Source organism: Martelella sp. K41-7, assembly GCF_055808365.1.
On the sequence record NZ_CM147867.1, the window covers coordinates 3,876,563 to 3,898,757 of the forward strand.

At 59.7% G+C, this 22,195-nt stretch carries 24 protein-coding genes; 13 read left to right on the plus strand and 11 right to left on the minus strand.

The features are described 5' to 3' along the window. Nucleotides 1-81: 81 nt before the first annotated feature. Entirely contained in the window at nt 82-2,979 is a 2,898-nt protein-coding gene (locus tag AC0L7L_RS18405; RefSeq protein ID WP_473510565.1) for a transporter substrate-binding domain-containing protein, read from the minus strand. A gap of 344 nt (nt 2,980-3,323) precedes the next feature. On the opposite strand from AC0L7L_RS18405, the gene rocF reads away from it, so the two are divergent. Further along, on the plus strand, nt 3,324-4,247 hold the full coding sequence (gene rocF / locus AC0L7L_RS18410) for an arginase (protein ID WP_272213529.1): 924 nt from the start codon (nt 3,324-3,326) through the stop codon (nt 4,245-4,247). On the opposite strand, the gene mbfA is transcribed toward rocF, so the two are convergent. From mbfA to AC0L7L_RS18430, 4 genes are all read right to left on the minus strand, one after another. Next, on the minus strand, nt 4,248-5,231 hold the full coding sequence (mbfA, locus tag AC0L7L_RS18415; RefSeq protein WP_272213530.1) for an iron exporter MbfA: 984 nt from the start codon (nt 5,229-5,231) through the stop codon (nt 4,248-4,250). 194 nt (nt 5,232-5,425) lie between these two features. After that, nucleotides 5,426-6,133 carry an NAD-dependent deacylase gene (locus AC0L7L_RS18420; RefSeq protein ID WP_272213531.1) on the minus strand — a complete coding sequence of 236 codons (708 nt, stop codon included), beginning with the start codon at nt 6,131-6,133 and terminating at the stop codon, nt 5,426-5,428. Between the two features lie 57 nt (nt 6,134-6,190). Further along, the gene (locus AC0L7L_RS18425; RefSeq protein ID WP_473514008.1) at nt 6,191-6,772 is read right to left on the minus strand and encodes a transglutaminase-like cysteine peptidase; all 582 of its coding nucleotides are present in this window, start codon (nt 6,770-6,772) and stop codon (nt 6,191-6,193) included. A 146-nt stretch (nt 6,773-6,918) separates the two neighbouring features. Then, a complete protein-coding gene (locus AC0L7L_RS18430) occupies nt 6,919-7,719 on the minus strand; it encodes an alpha/beta hydrolase (RefSeq protein ID WP_473510568.1) in 801 nt (266 codons plus the stop codon). 188 nt (nt 7,720-7,907) lie between these two features. Here AC0L7L_RS18430 and infC point away from each other — a divergent pair, with 188 nt between their 5' ends. The 8 genes from infC (at nt 7,908) to ubiG (ending at nt 14,985) form a co-directional block, all read left to right on the plus strand. Beyond that, nucleotides 7,908-8,444: a translation initiation factor IF-3 gene (gene infC, locus AC0L7L_RS18435; RefSeq protein ID WP_473514010.1), complete on the plus strand. Its 537-nt coding sequence runs from the start codon at nt 7,908-7,910 to the stop codon at nt 8,442-8,444. 249 nt (nt 8,445-8,693) lie between these two features. Beyond that, the gene (gene rpmI / locus AC0L7L_RS18440) at nt 8,694-8,894 is read left to right on the plus strand and encodes a 50S ribosomal protein L35 (protein WP_272213534.1); all 201 of its coding nucleotides are present in this window, start codon (nt 8,694-8,696) and stop codon (nt 8,892-8,894) included. A gap of 50 nt (nt 8,895-8,944) precedes the next feature. Next, entirely contained in the window at nt 8,945-9,349 is a 405-nt protein-coding gene (gene rplT / locus AC0L7L_RS18445) for a 50S ribosomal protein L20 (RefSeq protein ID WP_473510570.1), read from the plus strand. A gap of 157 nt (nt 9,350-9,506) precedes the next feature. Beyond that, the gene (gene pheS / locus AC0L7L_RS18450) at nt 9,507-10,589 is read left to right on the plus strand and encodes a phenylalanine--tRNA ligase subunit alpha (RefSeq protein ID WP_473510572.1); all 1,083 of its coding nucleotides are present in this window, start codon (nt 9,507-9,509) and stop codon (nt 10,587-10,589) included. Further along, complete coding sequence (locus AC0L7L_RS18455; protein WP_272213535.1) at nt 10,586-11,008, plus strand: ASCH domain-containing protein; 423 nt, start codon at nt 10,586-10,588, stop codon at nt 11,006-11,008. The genes pheS and AC0L7L_RS18455 overlap by 4 nt, the downstream gene beginning before the upstream one ends. A 72-nt stretch (nt 11,009-11,080) precedes the next feature. After that, nucleotides 11,081-13,510 carry a phenylalanine--tRNA ligase subunit beta gene (gene pheT / locus AC0L7L_RS18460; protein WP_473510574.1) on the plus strand — a complete coding sequence of 810 codons (2,430 nt, stop codon included), beginning with the start codon at nt 11,081-11,083 and terminating at the stop codon, nt 13,508-13,510. Nucleotides 13,511-13,700: 190 nt separating this feature from the next. Continuing rightward, complete coding sequence (locus AC0L7L_RS18465; protein ID WP_272213537.1) at nt 13,701-14,075, plus strand: rhodanese-like domain-containing protein; 375 nt, start codon at nt 13,701-13,703, stop codon at nt 14,073-14,075. 160 nt (nt 14,076-14,235) lie between these two features. Further along, the gene (gene ubiG / locus AC0L7L_RS18470) at nt 14,236-14,985 is read left to right on the plus strand and encodes a bifunctional 2-polyprenyl-6-hydroxyphenol methylase/3-demethylubiquinol 3-O-methyltransferase UbiG (RefSeq protein ID WP_473510577.1); all 750 of its coding nucleotides are present in this window, start codon (nt 14,236-14,238) and stop codon (nt 14,983-14,985) included. Nucleotides 14,986-14,991: 6 nt separating this feature from the next. Here the strand turns inward: ubiG and AC0L7L_RS18475 are convergent, their stop codons facing one another. Further along, the gene (locus AC0L7L_RS18475; protein WP_473510579.1) at nt 14,992-15,525 is read right to left on the minus strand and encodes an SH3 domain-containing protein; all 534 of its coding nucleotides are present in this window, start codon (nt 15,523-15,525) and stop codon (nt 14,992-14,994) included. A gap of 174 nt (nt 15,526-15,699) precedes the next feature. Between AC0L7L_RS18475 and AC0L7L_RS18480 the strand changes: the two genes are divergently transcribed. After that, a complete protein-coding gene (locus AC0L7L_RS18480; protein ID WP_473510581.1) occupies nt 15,700-16,707 on the plus strand; it encodes a 2-hydroxyacid dehydrogenase in 1,008 nt (335 codons plus the stop codon). Between the two features lie 297 nt (nt 16,708-17,004). Here AC0L7L_RS18480 and AC0L7L_RS18485 read toward each other — a convergent pair whose 3' ends face one another. Together AC0L7L_RS18485 and AC0L7L_RS18490 are read right to left on the minus strand one after the other, a co-directional pair. Next, entirely contained in the window at nt 17,005-17,838 is an 834-nt protein-coding gene (locus tag AC0L7L_RS18485; RefSeq protein WP_272213542.1) for a glycerophosphodiester phosphodiesterase, read from the minus strand. Between the two features lie 4 nt (nt 17,839-17,842). After that, nucleotides 17,843-18,751 (minus strand): polyprenyl synthetase family protein, encoded by a 909-nt coding sequence (locus AC0L7L_RS18490; protein ID WP_473510585.1) that lies wholly within the window; start codon nt 18,749-18,751, stop codon nt 17,843-17,845. A 123-nt stretch (nt 18,752-18,874) separates the two neighbouring features. Here AC0L7L_RS18490 and AC0L7L_RS18495 point away from each other — a divergent pair, with 123 nt between their 5' ends. The 3 genes from AC0L7L_RS18495 (at nt 18,875) to rpmF (ending at nt 20,669) form a co-directional block, all read left to right on the plus strand. Continuing rightward, nucleotides 18,875-19,594, plus strand: coding sequence for a biosynthetic peptidoglycan transglycosylase (locus tag AC0L7L_RS18495; protein ID WP_272213546.1), 720 nt, complete (start codon nt 18,875-18,877; stop codon nt 19,592-19,594). Between the two features lie 80 nt (nt 19,595-19,674). Beyond that, on the plus strand, nt 19,675-20,322 hold the full coding sequence (locus tag AC0L7L_RS18500; protein ID WP_272213547.1) for a glutathione S-transferase family protein: 648 nt from the start codon (nt 19,675-19,677) through the stop codon (nt 20,320-20,322). Between the two features lie 164 nt (nt 20,323-20,486). Continuing rightward, entirely contained in the window at nt 20,487-20,669 is a 183-nt protein-coding gene (gene rpmF, locus AC0L7L_RS18505) for a 50S ribosomal protein L32 (protein ID WP_473510588.1), read from the plus strand. Between the two features lie 104 nt (nt 20,670-20,773). Here rpmF and phaR read toward each other — a convergent pair whose 3' ends face one another. From phaR to AC0L7L_RS18520, 3 genes are all read right to left on the minus strand, one after another. Beyond that, nucleotides 20,774-21,328 carry a polyhydroxyalkanoate synthesis repressor PhaR gene (phaR, locus tag AC0L7L_RS18510; RefSeq protein WP_473510590.1) on the minus strand — a complete coding sequence of 185 codons (555 nt, stop codon included), beginning with the start codon at nt 21,326-21,328 and terminating at the stop codon, nt 20,774-20,776. A 366-nt stretch (nt 21,329-21,694) separates the two neighbouring features. Continuing rightward, nucleotides 21,695-21,883 carry a hypothetical protein gene (locus tag AC0L7L_RS18515; RefSeq protein ID WP_272213549.1) on the minus strand — a complete coding sequence of 63 codons (189 nt, stop codon included), beginning with the start codon at nt 21,881-21,883 and terminating at the stop codon, nt 21,695-21,697. A 22-nt stretch (nt 21,884-21,905) separates the two neighbouring features. After that, a complete protein-coding gene (locus AC0L7L_RS18520) occupies nt 21,906-22,061 on the minus strand; it encodes a DUF3309 family protein (RefSeq protein WP_272213550.1) in 156 nt (51 codons plus the stop codon). Nucleotides 22,062-22,195 lie beyond the last annotated feature (134 nt).

The window sequence follows — 22,195 nt, forward strand, 5'->3', positions numbered from 1 at the left end:
GTACGTAAACCATATTCTTGCGAATTTTTGGTCTCTGGCGTGCAGAGCGTACGCGTGTTGGCCGCACTTGCAGCCGGTTGCTCAAAGGTCGCCATTCACCCGGTTGCGACCGTTTCGCTTTGCGTCGTAAAGGTGCGAATCCGCCTTGTCGATGAACTGTTCGAGCGTGTCCGCACGGCCGGGAACGTCCGAGTGGAAACCGATACTCACCGTCAGGCTGAAGGTCTCTCCGTCCACCAGTGCCGGGCTTTCCGCCACATTCTCACGCAACCGTTCAAGGAAAGCCCTGACCTGGTCTTTCTCTCCGGAAAGCGTATAGGCCACGAACTCCTCGCCACCGTAGCGCGCCACGAGGTCGCCGGTGCGCTGGAAGTGGGCGTTCAGGATGTCTGCCAGATGTCTGAGGCAGGCGTCGCCGAACACATGACCCATCCGGTCGTTGACCGGTTTGAAGTGGTCGACATCGATCATGGCCACGGTGAAGCGCAGGCTCCGGTTCCGCGATAGCTCAAACTCCGCCTCACCGCGCTCGAGGAAATAGCTGCGATTGTAGAGCCCCGTCATTCCGTCGGTGATGCTGACTTCGTGGAGCTTGCTGTTGGCCCTGTTCAGCGCCCGGTTGAGCGTACGCAGCTTGCGAACCCAGTAAAGAAACAGGGCCAGCACAACGACGCCGACTGCGGCAATTGCGAACAGGAGCCGGTAGTCGATCGCTCGCTTGAAGGGCGCCAGTTTTTGCCGGCTGAGGATCAGGTCGACGGCCCCGGGGTCGAGGTTGACGACCAGCTTGCCGAAGATGCTTCCCAGATGCGGCTCGTCGGGTGCGGTGGCGACCACCACCTGAAGGCCCTCGGCGATGCGTCCGGAGATCTTCACATCATTGCTGCCCATGCCGGCAATCAGATAGGCAAGACTGTCGAGCGGCCCGACAACAGCGTCGAGATCACCGGCTTCCACTGCCTCGAGACCCTGATGCTCGCTGTCGATATCGACAAGTGTGACATCCGGATAGCGGCTTTTGAGCAAGTCTGTGGGAACATGCGAGGGAACAATACCGACCCGCTGGCCACCAAGGTCGCGCAGGCTGTTGACGAAGGGCGCCTGCAGCGGTGACGCCACGGCAAGCGCGATATCGAGATAGGGCGGGGCAAGATCGAAGGTGGTATCGCGCATGTTTTCGCGCGCAACGAAGGGCAGAACGTCGCAATCGGCCGACAGCGCGTTTTCACTGTTGGCATTCGGCAGCGACACATGTTCGATCTGGCGGTCGAACCGGCCGCGTTCCCCCATCAATCCGAGGATTTCGGCAATGGCGCCGTTAAAGGCGCCGTTGCCGTCGATCGTGCTATAGGGCGGGTAGCGGGGTTCGACGCAGACGCGGATCGTGCTTTTCTCGGAGAGATATTGCCGTTCATCGCGGTCCAGCAGATCGTGGCTGATCTCCATTCCGGCGATCGGCGGGCCGAGCCAGCGGCGTTCCATTTCTTCCCAGCGCGACATGGGGATGGATTCCAGCGCGTGGTCGATAATGCTTTTCAGGTAAGGGTAGCGTGGCGAAACCCCGAAACGCAGATCCTCGCGTTCAACGCCCTCCATCAGAAACTCGCCGCCGATCTGGATGTTGATCAGCCCCAACTGGCGGATGATGGAATTTCCATTGCTCAATGAGGTGATCGCCACATCGATAGAGCCGTCGGAGAGCGCTTGCATCAGCGCTTCGCGACTGTCGAAGCCACGGACCTCATCGAAGCGTTGCTGGAGGGCATCTGTATAATAGATGTCGCGGCTGATGCCGATGGTTTTGCCCTCAAGGCTTTCAAGGCCGTGGTAGGGGCCTGCGCCGGAGCGTAGAAAGACGGCATTTGGAATACGGTTATAGAGGTCGGAAAATAGTGTGTATTCGGCCCTCTCATCGGTGTGGGAGATATTGGTGATCACATCGATTTCGCCATCGCGAAAGCGCTGGAGCAGTCCCGACCAGTTGTCATAGACCCGTTCGAAAGCAAGTCCGGTGGACGACGCGATATATTGTGTGATGTCTTCGGCAAACCCCTTGCCATGTCCGTTGTCGAGATAGCTGAACGGTTCGTAATCGACCGAGAACCCGATTTTCAGCGTCGGCGCGACCTTGATGAAGTCCTGCTCCTCAGGCAGCAGCCGCAAGGGGCCCGTGCTCATTGAGCGTTCGCTGCGATAGCTCAGCCAGCGGGTGGTGATGGCGTCGAGCGCATCTGATGGCAGCGCAACCACCGCCTTCGACAGGATACCGGACAGCATCTTTGCGTCCGCATTTCCGTCCCGGCTCAGCACGCCGAAGCGAAAATCCTCGAGCGAGATCGCCGTCAGCGGTAGTGTTCCGGCATTGGCGACATTGGTAAAGCCGCTTTCGCGTACAAAGTAATGGCCGGTTATCTCGGCGGCGAGAACGCCATCAACCCAGCCAAAGGCAACGGCGGCCATCAGGTCGCGATAGGTGGCGTAGTCCACAGGCGCCACACCGCTCTCTCGCAGGGCATCGGCGTAATAGATGTCACGGATGATGCCGATGCGCTTCTGCTTCAGACCCTCAAGGGTGAGTGGTTTGTCGAAGGGGTGGTCGAAATTCTCGTAAAGCACGGTGCGGCGCAGATGATATGGATCTGTGAAGGTGATGAAATTGCTGCGTTCCTCGGTCTCGGAAATGTCGGCGATGACGTCAAGCCCGCCTTCGCGAAACTGGTCATATACCTCCGACCACGCGCCCATGCGCAGCTTGAAATCAATCCCGGTCATGGTGCCGATCAAGCCGATGACATCCACCGTCCAGCCCATGATGTTGCCGTTGCGATAAAACGAATAGGGGTCGTTGTCGGCCACCACGCCGACACTCACCGAACCGTGCTCGGCAATCCAGCTGCGCTCTTCGGCGCTGAGTTCAAGCTCGGCCGCTTTCGCAGGCATTGCGGCGGAAAAGAGCGTGCTGAGGACAACTGCCAGCATGGGCAGGCAGGATGAAATCCGGTCAATGACAGAGCGGAGCGGAAGCGGGTGCCCCGGCCGCGCACTTTCAAATCTCGTCCATTACGCTCGTCTCATGCAATTCCTCAGGGCGCAAACAGGATTGTCGGCGCGAAGGCGAACCGAAATGCAGACCTTGTGACTGGTATTGGCATTTGCCGGTGTCCTCCTCCACCTCTTCAAGCTTAAGAAAGGCATAGCATAAAAATCAGCAAGTCAAACGTCTCATTCGTCCAAACCGAAGGGTGGGTCATTGGCCGCGGTTCCCATTGTCCGTCTTTCATGCTTGCATGGGCCGAAGGCATAATCCAAGACGGAGTTTTCTCATGCATTGCACATTGCTCGGCGTTCCCGTCCAGTCCGGCTCGGGCCGGAAAGGCTGCAATATGGGGCCAAACGGCCTCAGGGCCGCGGGCCTTGGCGAAGCACTTGCCGGCCTTGGTCATGATGTTGTCGACCTCGGCGACCTTGCGCCGGCGCCGCTACGGGCGGTTTCGCACCCCAATGCCAATCTCAAGGCCCTGACGGAAACCGTATCCTGGCTCGATGCTCTCTGTGAGAAGGCATTCGAAATCTGCGAAAACGGTGTTCCGATTTTCATGGGTGGCGATCATGTGATGGCAGCGGCAAGCGTTGCTGGCGCTTCTCGCAGGGCAAAGGAAAAGGGGCGCCCGCTGTTTGTGCTCTGGCTTGACGCACATGCCGATTTTCACACGCTGGAAAGTACCGAAAGCGGCAATCTCCATGGTACGCCTGCCGCCTATTTTACCGGAAGGCCGGGGTTTGAGGGCATTTATCCCAAGCTCGAGGCACCGGTCGATCCGGCCAATGTCTGCATGCTTGGCATTCGCAGCGTCGATCCGCCCGAGCGCGCGGCGCTGCGACCATCCGGCGTCACGGTTCATGATATGCGGGCCATCGATGAGAGCGGTATCGGCGTACTACTGTCGTCCTTCCTCGCACGTGTCGAAGCTGAAAACGGCCTGCTGCATGTCAGCTTCGATGTCGATTTCCTCGATCCGTCGGTCGCGCCCGGCGTCGGCACCACGGTTCCGGGCGGGGCAACGTTCCGCGAAGCCCATCTGGTGATGGAGATGTTGCATGACAGCCGGCTTGTCACCAGTCTCGACCTAGTGGAACTCAATCCGTTCCTTGACGAGCGTGGCAAGGCCGCGATCCTGATGACCGAACTGACGGCGAGCCTGTTCGGCCGGCAGGTGATGGATAGGCCGACGCGCAGCTACGGCTGATCAGCCGCTACCGATCAGCATGCCGGCGGCCAGCACGAGGCCACCGCCGAGAACGACCTGGAAGGCAGCGCGCATGAACGGCGTTTCCATATACTTGTTCTGGATGAAGGCGATCGCCCAGAGTTCGAAGAAGACCACGATGATGGCAACAATTGTCGCCGTCCAGAATGCGGGTATCAAATAGGGCAGGGCATGGCCGAGGCCGCCGAGCATGGTCATTGTGCCCGAGGCGATGCCGCGCTTGATCGGTGAACCGCGCCCGGAGAGCTTTCCATCGTCATGGGCTGCTTCGGTGAAGCCCATCGAAATGCCGGCGCCGACGGCAGCAGACAGTCCGATCAGGAAGGTCTGCTTGGTGTCCTGCGTGGCAAAGGCTGCGGCGAAGACAGGCGCCAGCGTTGAAACCGAACCGTCCATCAACCCGGCAACGCCGGGCTGTACCCAGGTCAGCACAAACTGACGGCGCTCTTTCAGCCCTTCTTCTTCGCGCACATCTTCCGGTGCATGCTTTTCGCCAAGGGCGATGGCGGTTTCCTCATGGGCTTCCTCGGCCATGGCGAGGTCGCCGAGCAGCTTGCGGGTGTCGGCATCGCCCACCTGTTTCATCGCAGCGCGGTAAAAGCGGCGCGCCTCGTCCTCCATGGTCACCGTCTGTGAGCGGATCTTTTCAAGTGGCAGGTTTTTGACCAGCCAGTCCGGGCGGTGATCGTAGAAACCGCGCACATGCTCGCGCCGGACAAGCGGTATGACTTCGCCGAAGCGGCGCTTGTGCATATCGATCAGCATGCGTCGGTGGCTGTCCTCCACAAGCGCCATCTCATCGAAAATCCGGGCCGTATCCGGGTAGTCGCCACGCAGATGTTCGGCGTAGGATTTGTAGATGCGCGCATCGTCTTCTTCCGAAGAGATCGCAAGCGCCAGAATTTCCTGCTCCGAAAGCGAGGAGAAGCTGCGGCGTGGCCTTGAGAACAGATTGAATGCCATGATTGTGGTCCCGATAACAGTTTAGAATTTTTCTAAACTGTTATCGTCGAAAGGTCAAATGACCTCGGTCAAGCCCGTGGCATCTCGGGTCGGTTTTTCGCAAACATTTGGCCTGACGGAGGGATCAGATGTTTTTCATGAGATAATCGTCGGGGCCAAACCGGCAATCGGTAAACGGTGAAACCGAAATGGCACTATCGTTCTGACATCAGCGCTTCAACGAAGGCCGGGACCGTGGTTGCGGCAGCGCCCTCGCGGCAATCGTCAAACAGCGGGTTCCCGGTTGCTTCCAGATTTAGTTCGACCGTGCGCGCGCCCTTGCCGGCCGCCTCCGTTACGAAACCGGCAGCCGGATAAACGGTACCAGAGGTGCCGATGGCCACGAACAATTCGGCCCGGTCGAGTGCGTCTTCGACCCGTTCCATGTCGTAGGGCATTTCACCGAACCAGACGATGTCGGGTCTGAGCGATGCACGTGCGCAGCTTGAGCACACCATGCCGTTATCAAGGTCGCCCTGCCAATCCTGATGGCTGCCGCATTCATTGCAGAGCACCGAATTGAGCTTGCCATGCATGTGCAGCACTTTCTTCGAGCCGGCCTTTTCATGCAGGCTGTCGACATTCTGGGTTATCAGCAGGAAATCGCCCTGCCAGGCATTTTCAAGCGCTGCAAGTGCATTATGGGCTGCGTTCGGGCTCGCCTTGGCGGCCTCGCGGCGACGCGCGTTGTAGAAATCAAAGACCAGATCGGGATTGCGGTGAAAGCCTTCGGGTGTTGCCACATCGCGGATATCGTGATCGGCCCAGAGCCCGCCACTATCCCGGAAGGTGGCAAGCCCGGATTCGGCGGAAATACCTGCGCCTGTGAGGACGACAATGGAGGCCTTGGGTGAAATCTTCATGAGAACACTTGTGTCATGCTCTGCCACTGCCTTCCCGGATTATGACCGCCACAAAACCTAGCGAAGCGAGGCCACCGGCAGATCTGTGCCGGTTTCGACCTTGGCCCAGCGGCCACTGTCGAACGAAGCCTGACGTTTCAGAAAAGTGTATGGGGTGTCCGACCAGAGCATGATTTCGTCGCTCAGATTGTCGAGAATGAAATCGCCTTTCGTGCTGCGCAGGGTCAGCACCGCATGGCCCTCGCCATTTGGTTTGCGCACTACGGTAATCAGAAGATTGGCAGCGGGGAAGCCGGCATCCATCAGGCGCCGCCGCTTTTCCAGAACGAAATCCTCGCAGTCGCCCGCGCCGCTGTCCGGATAAGCCCAGACTTCCTCGCGCCCGTAAAGATCATGATCGGTCACCGGCTCGATTTCGGCATTGACGGCAAGATTGACACGCTGAACAGCCTGCCAGCCGAACGAAGTCAGCCGGGCCGGATCGGTATTGCCGGAATGGGCGGTGCAATCGCGGCGATGCTCCTGGCAGAATTCGAAATGGCCGATGGGCTGTGATGTTACGCCGCCGATCGGCATGGCGGGCATGCCGGCAGCCGCCGCCGTTGCTCCGAAAAGGCCTGCTCCGGAAACGCTCGCCATGGCGCAGAAGACCAAATAAGCCAATTGATTGAAACGCGGCACGCTTTACCCATCCACCTGGTGAATTCTTAACAAAGAGTTAAGGAGAATTGGCGGACGGAGTCAATCAGACAAGCGTGCCCCGGGGGCAGGATCTTAAGGAATGGTTAACCGGTGGCGGCGCCGCCCACGAGGTTGCCGACGGCCCTGACCATGCGCTCGATATCTTCCGGTCGCGACAGCCGGTGGTCGCCGTCCTGCACCAGTGTCAGCACAACATCGTCTGCCGGCAGGTGTGTCATCAGTTTCAGGGCGTGGCTGTACGGTACGTCCGGGTCCTGTTTGCCCTGGATAATGTGGACCGGGCACCCGGTTTCAATAATGCCGTTGAGGACGCGGTTGCGCCGTCCGTCATCGAGCAGCGCCGCAGTATAGATGGTCGGTTCCGGTCCGTAGATCGAGGCTTCCTCGAAATAACCCTGCTCGGCAAGGGCCTTGCACTCGGCCTCCTTCAGGTCCGGCTCGATCAACTCGCTGGTGAAGTCGGGAGCAGGAGCAAGCAGCAGCAGGCCTTCGACCTTCGGCGCATCGGCCTTGTTCTTCAGTTCCTGCACCGCCCGAAGCGCAAGCCAGCCGCCCATCGATGAGCCGATGATGATGATGCGCTCTGGCCCCGCCTTGGCAATCGCAGCGAGGCTGTCGGCGAGCCAGCGCGAAATCGTCCCGTCGGCAAACGCGCCCTCGCTTTCGCCGTGACCAGTATAGTCGAACCGGATCATGGCGAGCCCTTCTTCTTCTGCATAGGCGTCGAGGGCCTCCGCCTTGGTGCCAAGCATGTCGGACCCGTAACCGGCAAACCAGACCAGTGCCGGCCGGTCGCTGCTGCCGGAGCGAAGCCGCATGGCGATCTTCAGCGAACCTTCGCCGTGATCGATTTCCGTATAGCTTACGCCAATGTCCTGATGCATTCTGATCTCCGCCGGTTTGAACGAAAAGCCCGTCTGCGCGCCGAATGCGCGATCAAGAGGTGATTTTCTTTTTGGGCTGTGTTATTGACATCGGACGGGTTCAACAACCATTTGTGGCCTAATCGTGCCTTAGTCTATGCAATTGGCACTTACCGACCCGATTTTCAACAATTGAGGAGATCACGACCATTCGCAGACCCCACAGAGCCGCTCCCCCGACCAAGGAAGGTCCCCGCGCCAATCGCGACATTCGCATCCGCGAAGTGCAGCTGATCGATGCCGAAGGGGAGAACCTGGGCGTTATTCAGACCGAAGAAGCGATGAGAATGGCTGAAGAAGCCGGGCTTGATCTCGTTGAGATCGCCCCCAACTCAACGCCGCCCGTTTGCAAGATTCTCGATCTGGGAAAGCTGAAATATGCCAACCAGAAGCGTGCTGCCGAGGCCCGCAAGAAACAGAAAGTCGTTGAAGTCAAAGAAATCAAGATGCGTCCCAACATCGACAGCCACGATTACGAGGTGAAGATGAAGGCGATGAACAAGTTCTTTGAAGGCGGTGACAAGGTCAAGGTGACTTTGCGTTTCCGCGGGCGTGAGATGGCGCACCAGGAACTGGGCATGAAGCTCTTGTCCCAGGTCAAGCAAGATACCGCCGAGATCGCGAAGGTGGAGGCCGAGCCGAAGCTCGAAGGCCGCCAGATGCTGATGGTGCTTGCACCGAAATAAGTTCTTGCAAAAAAGCGTCAACCGGCCAAGCGCCGCCCGGGCTTAACAGCCGAGGCGGCGGAATTTATTGTTTGGCCGATGATGGTTGCGCTTTATCAGCAAAGCGCGTATAAGCGCGCCGTTCTGACGGGTCGCCTTTTGGGCGGGCCGCCATGGAGCAGGCCGGCAGGGCATGCCGTGTCTGCTCGAAAATGCAATGTGGCCGGGTTCGTCGCCCAAGGTCCCAATTAACAAAAACGGAGTAGCAAAATGCCCAAGATGAAGACGAAATCGTCGGTCAAAAAACGTTTCAAGGTGACCGCGAGCGGCAAGGTCAAGGTTGCGGCTGCAGGCAAGCAGCACGGCATGATCAAGCGCTCCAACAAATTCCTTCGTAATGCACGCGGCACGATGGTCCTGTCCGATCCGGACGCGAAGATCGTCAAGCAGTTCATGCCTTACAGCAAGTAACGCCCGCAAGTTTTCTAAACGCATTCCGATCGATCTGAAGGAGATTAAACATGGCTCGCGTAAAACGTGGCGTTGCTGCACACGCCAAGCATAAAAAAGTCATCAAGAAGGCAAAAGGCTTTTATGGCCGCCGCAAGAACACCATCCGCACAGCCAAGGCTGCTGTGGACAAGTCCATGCAGTACGCTTACCGCGACCGCAAGGTTAACAAGCGCAATTTCCGTGCGCTCTGGGTTCAGCGTATCAATGCTGCCGTGCGTGAACATGGCCTGACCTATGGCCGTTTCATCGATGGTCTCAACAAGGCTGGCATCGAAGTTGACCGCAAGGTTATGTCCGACATGGCCATTCACGAGCCCGCAGCATTTGCATCGCTCGTTGCTGCTTCGAAGAAGGGCCTTGAGTACCTCAAGAAAGAGGGCACGGCCAACGAGTTTGAAACCGCGGTAGCATAAGCCAGCGCGTCCCAAGCTCTCTGAAATTTTACCTTTTTGGGAAACCCGCGCTGGCCGTACCAGTGCGGGTTTTCTTCATTCTGAAATCATGAAATTCATGTATCTGAGCGTCAGGTAAGCGGAACTGAGCCGCTTTCTGCAAGGAAGAGATGAAAAGATGTCCGATCTTGAGGATCTGAAACAAAAGCTGATGGCCGATATCGTCGCGGCTGCGGACGAGGCGCAAATCGAGGCCGTGCGCGTAAGCGCGATCGGCAAGAAGGGGTCGGTCTCCGATCTCCTCAAGACCCTCGGCAAGATGGACCCGGAAGAGCGCAAGACCCGCGGCGCGGCCATCAACGCGCTGAAGACGGACGTCGCTGATGCGATCGCCGCGCGCAAGGCCGAACTGAAAGAGGTCGCCATTTCCGCACGCCTGGCGGCTGAAACGGTCGATGTGACGCTGCCTGTCCGGCCCTCGCCCTCGCTTTCCGGCCGGATCCATCCGGTCAGCCAGGTGATTGACGAGATTTCGGCCATTTTCGGCGATATGGGCTTTTCGATTGCCGAAGGTCCGGAAATCGAGACGGACTATTACAATTTCACAGCGCTGAATTTCCCCGAGGGGCATCCCGCCCGCGAGATGCACGACACCTTCTTTTTCAGCCCGGATGAAAACGGCGAGCGCAAGGTGCTCAGAACCCACACCTCGCCGGTGCAGATCCGCACGATGGAGACGCAGGCACCGCCGATCCGTGTGGTCATTCCCGGCAAGACCTATCGCCAGGACAGCGATGCCACCCATTCGCCGATGTTCCATCAGCTGGAAGGCCTTGTCATCGACAAGACCACCCATGTCGGCCATCTGCGCTGGACGCTGGAGGAATTCTGCAAGGCATTCTTTGAGGTCGACAGCGTGACCATGCGCTTCCGCCCGTCCTTCTTTCCCTTCACCGAGCCTTCCTTCGAGGTCGATATTCAGTGCGATCGCTCCGGCGAGCAGGTCAAGTTCGGAACCGGGACGGACTGGATGGAAATCCTTGGCTGCGGCATGGTGCATCCGAATGTGCTGCGCCACTGCGGCCTCGATCCGGATGTCTATCAGGGCTTTGCCTGGGGCATGGGCCTCGACCGCATCGCCATGCTGAAATACGGCATGCCGGACCTCAGAGACTTCTTCGCCGCCGATGAGCGCTGGACCTCGCATTACGGCTTCCGGCCGCTGGATATTCCGACGCTGTTTGGCGGGTTGTCGTCATGACCGCCCTTCCTGAACGCTACAAGGATGCCGTTCAGTTCGCGTTCGGCGATACGCCGACGCTGATGGATGAGCTTCTGGCGCTTGTGCTTTCCGGCCGCAAGACAGCGACCTGCGGCGCGCTCCGGGATGTGAAGGACGCGCAGGAACCGATGCCCGAGGTCGGCCGTCGCGATGTCGTGCTCGACGGCGCCGGCAAGCCGGCTGCGGTGATCGAGACGACCGAGGTGCGCATCTGCCGGTTCGACGCGGTTGACGCGGATTTCGCCCGTGACGAGGGCGAGGGCGACCTGTCGCTTGCCCATTGGCGCGAGGCGCATGAGGCCTACTTCGCGCGCAATGGCGGCTTTGCGCCTGATATGGAACTGATCTGCGAGCGGTTCCGGCTTGTCGAAACACTGAATGCTGACAAAAACGCTTGAGAAGAACATAAATCGACGGCAATGGAACTGGCGCTCCGGTTAGCGGTCGAGTGAAACGGCGAGACGAGAGACATGAAATTTACACTGTCCTGGTTGAAGGACCATCTGGAAATCGACGCGTCGCTTGACGAGATCTGCGAACGGCTGACGACCATCGGCCTTGAGGTCGAGGATGTTGACGACAAGGCGGCCTACAAGCCGTTCACCATCGCGAAGGTGATTGACGCGAAACAGCATCCCGATGCCGACAGGCTGAAGGTGCTGACCGTCGACGCCGGAGACGGCAAGCCGCTGCAGATCGTCTGTGGCGCGCCCAATGCTCGCGCTGGACTTGTCGGCGCGCTCGCAAGGCCGGGCACCTATGTGCCGGGCATCGGCGTCACGCTGTCGGTCGGCAAGATCCGCGGCGTCGAGAGCCACGGCATGATGTGCTCGGAAAAGGAGCTCGACATGTCCGACGATCATGACGGCATTATCGATCTGCCGGAGGATGCCCCCGTCGGTGCGAGCTTTGCCGAATATGCCGGTCTTGACGATCCGGTCATCGAGATCAATCTGACGCCGAACCGCCCGGATTGCACCAGCATTTACGGCATTGCCCGTGATCTTGCGGCGTCTGGCCTTGGCACGCTGAAAACAAGGCCGGCGCCGTCTTTTGCGGCGAAAGGCGATACGCCGGTTTCGCTGACGCTCGATTTTTCCGACGACGACAGGCACCTCTGCCCCGGCTTCGCACTCCGTCTGGTGCGCGGCGTGAAAAACGGCCCGAGCCCGCAATGGATGCAGAAACGGCTGATCGCGATTGGCCTGCGCCCCATCAACGCGCTGGTCGACATCACCAATTACATGACCTTCGATCAGGGCCGGCCGATGCATGTCTTCGACGCGGCCAAGGTCAAGGGCGGGCTTGTTGTGCGCCGTGCGAAGGCCGGCGAGACAATTCTTGCGCTCGATGAACGTGAATATGCGCTGTCGGTGGAGAACGTCGTCATCGCCGATGACAATGGCGTGGAATCCATTGGTGGCATCATGGGCGGCGAACATTCCGGCTGCGATGAAAACACCAGTGACGTTCTGATCGAATCGGCGCTGTGGGATCCGATGAACATTGCCCGCACGGGTCGTGATCTCGGCATCATTTCCGATGCCCGCTACCGCTTCGAGCGCGGCGTGGATCCGGAATATATGGTGCCCGGCCTTGAGCGCACTACCGAGCTGGTGCTGGACATCTGCGGCGGTGCGGCCAGCGAAAAGACGGTCACGGGCTATCAGGCGCATCAGCCGAAGGTGATCGACTATCCGTTCTCCGAGGTGAAGCGCCTGACCGGTCTGGAGGTTTCGGTGGATGAAAGCCGCGATATCCTGACACGGCTGGGTTTCGCGGTTGAAGGCAGCGGCGAGATGGTTTCCGTTTCGGTGCCCTCCTGGCGGCCGGATGTGGACGGCAAGGCCGATCTCGTTGAAGAAGTCATGCGCATTCATGGCGTTGACAGCATCGAACCGGTGGCCCTGCCAAAGCTTGGCGCGGTCAACGAAAAGATCCTGACCACGCTTCAGATCCGCTCGCGTTCCGCGCGGCGCGAGCTTGCCGCCCGTGGCATGATGGAAGCCGTCACCTGGTCGTTCATTCCCGAAGAGGCAGCAAAACTCTTCGGCGGCGGTGCGCCTCAGCTCAAGCTTTCCAACCCGATCGCCGCCGACATGTCGGATATGCGACCTTCGCTGCTGCCGGGCCTTCTGGCAGCCGCCGGGCGCAATACCGCCATCGGCCATGGCGATGTCGCGCTGTTCGAGGTCGCCGCCACTTATGAGAATGACCGGCCGGAAGGCCAGCGCCGGGTTGCCGGTGGCGTCCGCCGCGGCACGGCAACGCTTTCAGGCGCGGGCCGGATGTGGTCGAACGGCGAGACCGGTGCAGGCCGCGCCGTCGGCGTTTTCGATGCCAAGGCCGATGCGCTGGCCGTGATCGAAGCCTGCGGTGTGCCGATGGGCAATGTCCAGGTCGTTGCCGGCGGGCCGGACTGGTATCATCCCGGCCGTTCCGGCACCATCAGGATGGGCCCGAAGATCGTGCTCGGTCATTTTGGTGAGTTCCATCCCAAAACTCTGGAGACGCTTGATGTCTCCGGCAAGCTTGCCGGCTTCGAGGTCTTCGTCGATGCCATGCCGGCGCCGAAGAAGAAGGCCACCCGCACCAAACCGGCGCTGACGCTTTCAGCCTTTCAGGCGGTCACACGCGACTTCGCCTTCGTGGTCGACAGCGATGTCGAGGCGGCGGCAATCGAGCGCGTGGCCGCCGGTGCCGATCGCAAGCTGATCACTGGTGTTACCGTTTTCGACGTATTTTCAGGCGCTTCGCTTGGTGAGGGCAAGAAATCGGTCGCCATCGAGGTTTCGATTCAGCCCAGCGACCGCACGCTGACGGACGAGGATTTCGAGGCGCTGACAAAGAAGATCGTCGGCAATGTTGAAAAGACCACCGGCGGCGTTATCCGCGCCTGAGGTGCTGCGCATTCCGACTCGTATTTGTGACATGGCCCGGTTTCGACCGGGCCGTTTTGGTTTGGTCAAACCCGCCCTTTTGTCCACCGGTTCATGAGGTTCAATTTTCCGCAAACTTTAATTTCATTGTTTCGTACATATGAAGTATAATTGGTCGAAGTTCGAACCGACCGATAAAAGGGAGACTGTCATGAAAATCGAGGAACTGGAAAACGGCACGATCGAAACCTGGACGCCGCGCGAGGTTTTTGAGGCGCTTGCGGCCCATGACATCGTTCTGATCGATGTCCGTACGCCTGCAGAATATGCCTTTGAGCATATCGAAGGGTCGCTGCTTTCTCCGATGGCCTTTACCGATCCCGCCAATTTTCCGACCCAGGATGGCAAGCGCATCGTCCTTCATTGCGGTTCCGGCGTGCGCTCGGGCCGCATCGCCGATATCTGCCTTGGCGCGGGTTTCGGCAAGATTGCGCATATGGAAGGTGGCTTCGGGGCTTGGAAAGCCGAAAAACTACCTTACATCGGTACCGATATGGCCACCGGCGCACCGAAGCGCGCTTCTTGAAACACCGTCTCGCTTGCCGCTGGCCCCGGCCGCTTCTATAAGCGGAGGAAGGACGCAGGCTTTATGAAAGTCGGTTTCGGCTTTCAGCCCTGAGATTGCGTCATAACAATGAGATAGAACGGCGCAATTGTGCCGTTCGCGTCACCCGGAGATCAGGCCGATGAGCAACGCCGCCAAGACGACAATCGACGACAGCCAGGTCGAGTGGTTCTCGAAAATGGCCGCGGAATGGTGGGATCCGACCGGCAAGTTCAAGCCGCTGCACAAGTTCAATCCGGTGCGTATCGCCTATATTCGCGAAAAGGCCTGTGCGCATTTTGCCCGCGACGCGCAATCGGCGCGGCCGCTTGCTGGCCTGAGGATCCTCGATGTTGGCTGCGGTGGCGGGCTTCTGGCCGAGCCGCTGACGCGCATGGGCGCAAGCGTCACCGGCATCGATCCGGCGGAGAAAAACATCGGCATTGCCACCACCCACGCTGTCGAATCCGGGCTTGAGATCGATTACCGTGCGACCACCGCCGAAGCGCTGGCGGAAGCCGGCGAGACCTTTGATATCGTGCTCAACATGGAAGTCGTCGAGCATGTCTCGGATGTCGATTTTTTCCTGACAACCTGTGCCTCGCTGGTCAGGCCAGGCGGCATGATGTTCGTCGCCACCATCAACCGTACGCTGAAGGCCGGTGCATTGGCGATTTTTGCGGCCGAGCGCGTGCTGCGCTGGCTGCCGCCCGGCACACATCAATATGAAAAGCTGGTGCGGCCGGAGGAAATCGAAACACCACTGAAGGCCGCCGGCATGGAAATCGTGGAGCGTCAGGGCGTGTTCTACAACATGCTCACCGATAGCTGGAACCGATCAGCGGACACTGACGTCAATTATATGGTGCTGACGACCAGGCCGGAAGCCTGAGGCGCTCTAGCGGAACACTTCGTTGGGATAGACGCCCCAGAGGTCGTTCTGGTGCATGTATCCGGACACGCCCTTGACCTCGAGTTCGCACCATGTGCCGTCGCATTCGTCCAGGTGAACGATGACACCGGGTTCTATATTGGCGATATCGCGGGCGGAATCGTCGGCGTTTGCCTTCAGGTCGAGATAATCGGGCGCATCAGAACCGTTGCCGCGCAGCCACGGTGCCACCATCGCATTGCGCACCGAGGACAACACAGAGACATGCATCCAGCCTTCTGTACCGTCGGCATCACGAACCTGACGCCAGACGGCGTATTCCTCGATGATCTCGACGGGCAACCCGGGGCGTTGGTAGATCCATTTGGTGGCGTAGTTGAAGCCGGGACCAACGCGCATGCGGGCGCGATCCGGCTTGACGATGGCGAAGCGGGGAAGCGGCCCACCGGACGCGCCGCGCCGTTCGCTCTGTGCCTGGACCGGCGAGACAACGGCGCAGACGACAAGCGCGCACAGGAACAGACTGACGATACGACGCATGGCAACCCTTTTTTAGTCCGCCCGTCCAGGGGCCTCGCATGGCACGTTTCCGGTACAAGAACGGGTCCGGGCCTGCGTCCAAAAATGTTTTCGAACCGCAGCCATCCGCTTCAGGTGGAAATGAGCCTGCAATATGTGCATTATCGCCGGACATGTTTAATGAGCTGTTAACCGATGACCCATCCGAAGAAACCAGAAGTCTTTGTCACGCGGAAACTGCCGGCGCCGGTCGAAGCCCGCATGCAGGAGTTGTTCTCGGTCGAGCTGAACCGCGACGACCGGCCGCTGACCCGCGATGAACTGGCTGCTGCCATGAGCCGGGCCGATGTTCTGGTGCCGACGCTGACCGACCAGATCGACAAGGCGCTGATCGAAAAGGCCGGGCCACGGCTTAAGCTGATCGCCAGCTTTTCCAACGGTATTGATAATGTCGACGTCAATGCTGCGGCGCAAAAGGGCATCACCGTCACCAATACGCCCAATGTCCTGACCGAGGATACGGCCGATATGACCATGGCGCTGGTGCTCGCCGTGCCGCGCAGGCTTGCTGAAGGCGCCCGTTTTCTTTCGGATGCGGAACCCGGCGCGTGGCAGGGCTGGGACCCGACATGGATGCTTGGCCGGCGCATCTGGGGCAAGCGCATCGGCATTGTCGGCATGGGTCGTATCGGGACGGCGGTCGGCCGCAGGGCCAAGGCCTTCGGGCTTTCGGTCAATTACCACAATCGCGGTCGCATCAGCCCGGAGACCGAGGCCGAGCTTGAGGCAACCTATTGGGACAGCCTCGACCAGATGCTGGCCCGCGTCGATATTGTCTCGGTCAATTGCCCCTCGACACCGGCGACCTATCATCTGATTTCCGCCCGCCGTCTGCAGCTGATGCGGCCGGAGGCCTATATCGTCAACACTGCGCGCGGCGACGTGATTGATGAAGATGAGTTGATCAGATGCCTTGAGGAAGACCGGATCGCCGGCGCCGGGCTCGATGTTTTTGAAAACGAGCCGGAGATCAATCCGCGTCTTCTGGCGTTGGCGAAAAAGGGCAAGGCCGTTCTGTTGCCGCATATGGGCTCGGCCACGCTCGAAAGCCGGATCGACATGGGCGACAAGGTGATTATCAACATCCGCACCTTCTTCGACGGCCACCGTCCGCCCAATCGCGTGCTGCCGGGGCGGGATTGAGGCCGAAACCCGTGCGCAGTCTGCAAATCCCGCTGCTTGTCGTTTTTCTGGCTTATATCGGGATGCCCGTGTCCGCGGCATCACCCAAGCCAGTGCCGATGACGCCAGCTGTTTTGCCAATCGTACCGGCGGCCGGATGGACCTGCGGGCAGGCTTCAAGCTGTGCCGAAGCCGTGCGGCAATGGTGCAATGGCTATCGCCGCGCTGACGGCGACAGCGATGGAATACCCTGCGAAAATGTCTGCAGGTCAAGGGCTGAAGTCAATCGCATACGCGGCCAGATCGGCTGTTGATAAATTATCCGAGCGCCGCAAAAAGCCCGTCGGCGTCGTCGGTGGTGATCTGGTCGGCTTTCAGCGCCAGAAGCCGCTCGGTTCGCGCTAGACCCTCGGTATCGCTGCTCCTGATGGTCCAGGCGTCAACCGTTCTTCCGGCGGTGTGAAAAGCGGCGATCATGTCGAAACCGGCATCTGCAGCGGCAAACACCAGTTCGAAGTGGAGATAGAACATCCGTGCACCGGGTGCGGTGTCGAGTGCGGCGGCGACGAATTCGGCGTAGCGCCCGTTGGCCATCACCGTCTCCATCGCGCCGTCCAGGCAAGGGTCATAGCCCGTTGAAAGGCCGGGAGCGCTTTGCGACAATCGCCTGACGGCAGCCGCGTCCCCGCCTGAAAGGATCATGTGGCGCGCGACCGGGCGCACGGCTTCACCGAAGCGGGCAATGCTTTCCGGCGAAAAGGCGTCGAGGCCCGCCTTGAGGTCGAGCTGCAGGATGGCGGCATCATCAGCGCCGGTTTCCGCCACCAGCCGGGCTAGATCGTCAAACAGCATCACGTTTTCGCCAGTGTCGCGGCCTTGCCGATCAAGCAGGCGGGCCGCCCGGACCTCATCGTCGCTTGCTGTGGCGACTGGGCCGATCCCGGTGGTTGAGTGTTCCAGCAGCGCGTCATGCAACACTGCCATCGACCCGTCTGCGGTGAGCTGCAGGTCGATTTCGCTGCTTGCCCCTGCCTTCAGGCCTTCGGCAATGCGTGCGCGTGAAAACGGCGTATCGGCGGGAAACCGCTTGCCGCAGTGCCATTTTAAAAGCGTTTTGTGGCCGTTCCGGGTGATCGCGATCGGGGCGGTCATGATGTCAGTTCCTGCGCTGGGCGACAAAGCGCGCCGCTTCGACCAGCGTTTCGGCCTTCTCGTCGAAGGGCGACAGCAGCGTTTCGGCCTCGTGCACCAGTTCGCCGAGCCGGTTTTCGGCCCATTCAGGGCCATGAAGAGCGACCAGCGTGCCCTTGCCGCGTCCGGCATCCTTGCCTGTGGCCTTGCCCATTGTCTCGGCATCTGCCGTCAGGTCCAAAAGATCATCGGCTAGCTGGAATGCAAGGCCGACCACCGCGCCGTAGCGGTGAAGCCGCGCGCGTTCATCGTCGCCCGTACCGGCAATGATCGCACCGGCCTCAGCCCCGAAGCGGATCAGTGCGCCGGTCTTCATCGCCTGCAACATGACAATACCATCTTCGTCGGGTGACATTTTCTCGGCCGCCAGATCGAGCGCCTGCCCCCCCACCATACCGCCAATGCCGGCCGCGCGTGAAAGGGCTGCGATCAGCTTCAGCCGCACACCAGGCTCAAGCGCGGTTGCGTCATCGGCAATTATATCGAAGGCCAGTGTCAGGAGACTGTCGCCGGCCAGAATGGCGCTGGCCTCGTCAAAGGCCTTGTGGACTGTCGGCCGGCCACGCCTGAGGTCGTCATCGTCCATGGCTGGAAGATCGTCATGGATCAGCGAATAGCAATGGATACATTCGAGCGCGGCGGCCACTCTGAGTGCCGCGTCTTGCGGGCCTTCAAAAAGCCTGGTGCTCTCGATCACGAGAAACGGACGGAAGCGTTTGCCGCCGTTCAACACACCGTGACGGATTGCCGCCATCAGCGTTGCCGGGCGTGCGGTCTCCCCGGCAAGCGGGTTTGGGCCAAGAAGCCCTTCAAGGCAGACTTCCACGCGGGCGCGGGCGTCATCAAGACGGTTGGAAAACATCACGGCTGTCATGCGTTTCTCTTGCCATGGCGCCGGGGCCCGTTCAAGCCGGAATGGTCAAGTCCGCTCCCTTCTTTTCAAGCTGGTCGTTTTCGCGCTATGGAGGGGCAAGTTTTCATGAGGATGAGTTGATATATGGGCGAGACGCCTGAATACGAGGAGGACGAAGCGCCGCGGAGGGGCTTTTTCCGGCGTTGGTTCCGCATCGTCGCGCTCGCTCTGGCCGCCATCGTCCTGCTGCCCTACCTGTTTTTGCCGCTCTATCGGCCGGCCTTTGTGCATCCTGTCTCGACGCCGATGCTGACGCGGATCCTGTCGGGCTATGACCGCCAATGGGTCGCCTTCAACGATATTGCGCCGGTTCTGGTGCAATCGGTGGTGATGTCGGAGGATGGGCAGTTCTGCAATCACTACGGCATCGACTGGCGCGAATACAAAGCCGTTATCGAGGATGCGCTGGCCGGCGAAGAAACGCGCGGCGCCAGCACCATTCCGATGCAGACGGTCAAGAACCTGTTTCTCTGGAACAGCCGGTCCTATCTGCGAAAAGCGCTGGAATTGCCGCTGGCAGTCGCGGCCGACGCGTTCTGGTCGAAGCAGCGGCTGATGGAGATTTACCTCAACATTGCCCAGTGGGGGCCGGAAACCTTCGGGATCGAGGCCGCCGCGCGCGAACAGTTCGGGGTTTCCGCCTCTGAGCTTTCACGCCGTCAGGCAGCCCTTCTTGCTGTCTCGCTGCCGAACCCGACCGGCAGGCAGGCAACCGCCCCGAGCGCTCATATGAACCGGCTGGCTGACCGGGTGGAACGGCTTGCAGCGCGCTCCGGGGCTTATATTACCTGTCTTTATGACTGATATCCGATAAATCCATTGGCATGCGGCGGTCGTTTGAGGTTAACTCCCGCCGCGGATTGTCGATCTGAAAGGACGCACCAATGAGCGATCTGACGCTCTACATCGGAAACAAGCGCTATTCGTCGTGGTCGCTGAGACCGTGGCTTGCCATGGAGGCGTCGGGCATACCGTTCAAGGAAGTGCTGATCCCGTTTGATTTCCCGGCGGGCAATCCGCGTTTCCGCGAGCTTTCCCCGGTTGGTACTGTGCCGGTGCTGCATCATGGCAATGCCCGGATCTGGGAGTCGATGGCAATTATCGAATATGTCGCTGAGCTTTATCCCGAAGCCCAGCTCTGGCCAGACGACAGGATCGAGCGCGCCTCCGCGCGCGCGCTTGCTGCAGAAATGCACGCCGGTTTCCGGGCGTTGCGCGGCGCCTGCCCGATGAATTTCGGCCGCAAACCGGCGCCGTTTGCCGTCGATGACGCCGTCAGGGCTGATGTGGCTCGGATCGAGGCGATGTGGCGCGATGCGCTGGAAACCTCCGGTGGCCCCTTCCTTTTCGGCTCGTTCACGGCGGCCGACGCCATGTATGCGCCGGTTGTCAATCGCTTCGAGATCTATGAACTTGTCGACGCCACACCGACATGCGCCTATATGGATGCAGTGAAAAGCCTGCCTGCCTTCCAGCGCTGGCGCGATGGGGCGCTGGCTGAAAGTTGGGTCGTGCCCGAAGATGAGGTCTGAGGCAGGACGAATATCTTTTCGGCAAGACTCAAAAAAGAGCCGGAGGGACTGGTCAAAGGGCCGGAAGACCTGTATAAGCGCGCCAAATTTCATGTATTTCAAGGCCGAAATCGCGGTGGTTATCCCCGCCGGTGACTGCGCCTTGCCGAAACTGGAGTAGTCCAATGGCTGTACCGAAAAGAAAAACGACCCCGTCCAAGCGCGGTATGCGCCGCTCTGCAGACGCTCTTAGCGCTCCGACTTATGTCGAAGACAAGAATTCCGGCGAGCTGCGCCGTCCGCACCATGTCGATCTGAAGACCGGCATGTATCGCGGCCGTCAGGTTCTGACGCCGAAGGAAGCCTGATTGGCTTACCGCAGAACTTAAAAAAGCCGTCCCTCGGGACGGCTTTTTTGTTTGTGGTTTCTTCGCTCGGCGGTGTCTGAAAATGTCGATCAGCCACCAGGCGTTCAGAGATTGTCGATGCGATCCTGCAGGACCCTGAGCTGCTGACGCAGATCGTCCAGGTCGCCGGTGACCGCATGGACCGCCGGTCCGGTCTCATCATTGTCTTTGACGGGCGCGCGATAGCTGCTGGCACCAAGGGGAGCGCGGCGGGCCGCTTCTTCCTTGCGGTAATATTCCCGCTTCAGCGGGTTGTCGTAGAGCGCCTTGTCCATCTGCTCGCGCATATGGGCCTGCTGTTCGGAAAACGCCTTCATGGCATTGTCCAGAAAGCCGGGCAGCATGGCCTGCATCTGATCGCCGTAATAGCCGATGATCTCTCTCAGGAAGGAGACCGGCAGAATGCCCTGGCCGGATTTCGCTTCCTGTTCGAAGATGATCTGGGTCAGCACCGTATGGGTGATGTCGTCGCCTGACTTGGCATCCTGAACGGTGAACTCCTCGCCCTGCTTCACCATTGTTGCCAGATCTTCGAGCGTCACATAGCTGCTCGTGCCGGTATTGTAGAGCCGGCGGTTGGCATATTTCTTGATCGCAGTCGGTCCGTTGCGTACGGGCATATTATGTCTCCTCCCCGCGTTTGTCGTTTCCTCTTCCCATCGCAGATGTAACCTCAAAAAACGTAGCGTTACAATCGTTTTGTCGCATTGCAGCGATAGCGTGGTCAGTGCATGCGGCTCGGTCATTATTGCTGTGGTGGGGGCGAAGTCCTTTGACACAAGGCCAGTTCGCACGGCAGGCTTGAGAAAAGACCTGGCTGTGCTCCTCGCGGTGAAGGTTGCCGAAGCGCGTTGATTATCGCACGTGCAACACCCAAAACCGTCTACGCTGTCGGTATCCAACAAAAAAGGCGCCGCTTGATGATGGCGGCGCCCGGATCGGCGAGCCGATCGTGACGCGACTGCTTCTAGCGCGCGCCGCTTTGGTTATCGGTTGGCGGTGGCCGCGCCGATGCCGCCGCCTATCAGGCCACCGGCGATGGCGCCAGTGGCGTCACCCGTGATCGCGGTTCCGACTGCAACGCCGGTGCCGGCGCCGATGGTGGTGTTACGCTGCTGCGTGGTGCAGGCGGCGAGCGGAAGAATGAGTGCGATAGCAAAAACTGCCTTTTTCATGGTCTCTGTCTCCAGTGGTCGATTACACATAGCCTGCAAGGAGCAGGATAATGACGATTAGCAGGACAAGGCCAAGACCGCCAGACGGTCCGTATCCCCATGTCCGTGAATGGCCCCAGCGGGGAAGTGCACCGATCAGAAGAAGGATGATGATGATAAGCAGGATTGTACCGAGCATTGTCTCTCTCCGGGATATTCAGTTGGCGCTATAACGGGCGTGCACCGTTCTTTGTTCCCAAAGCCTGCAAGCAGGCTACGACAATGCCTGGCTGCTTCCAGCCGTCCAGATGCGTCACAACTCTCTGAAAAATA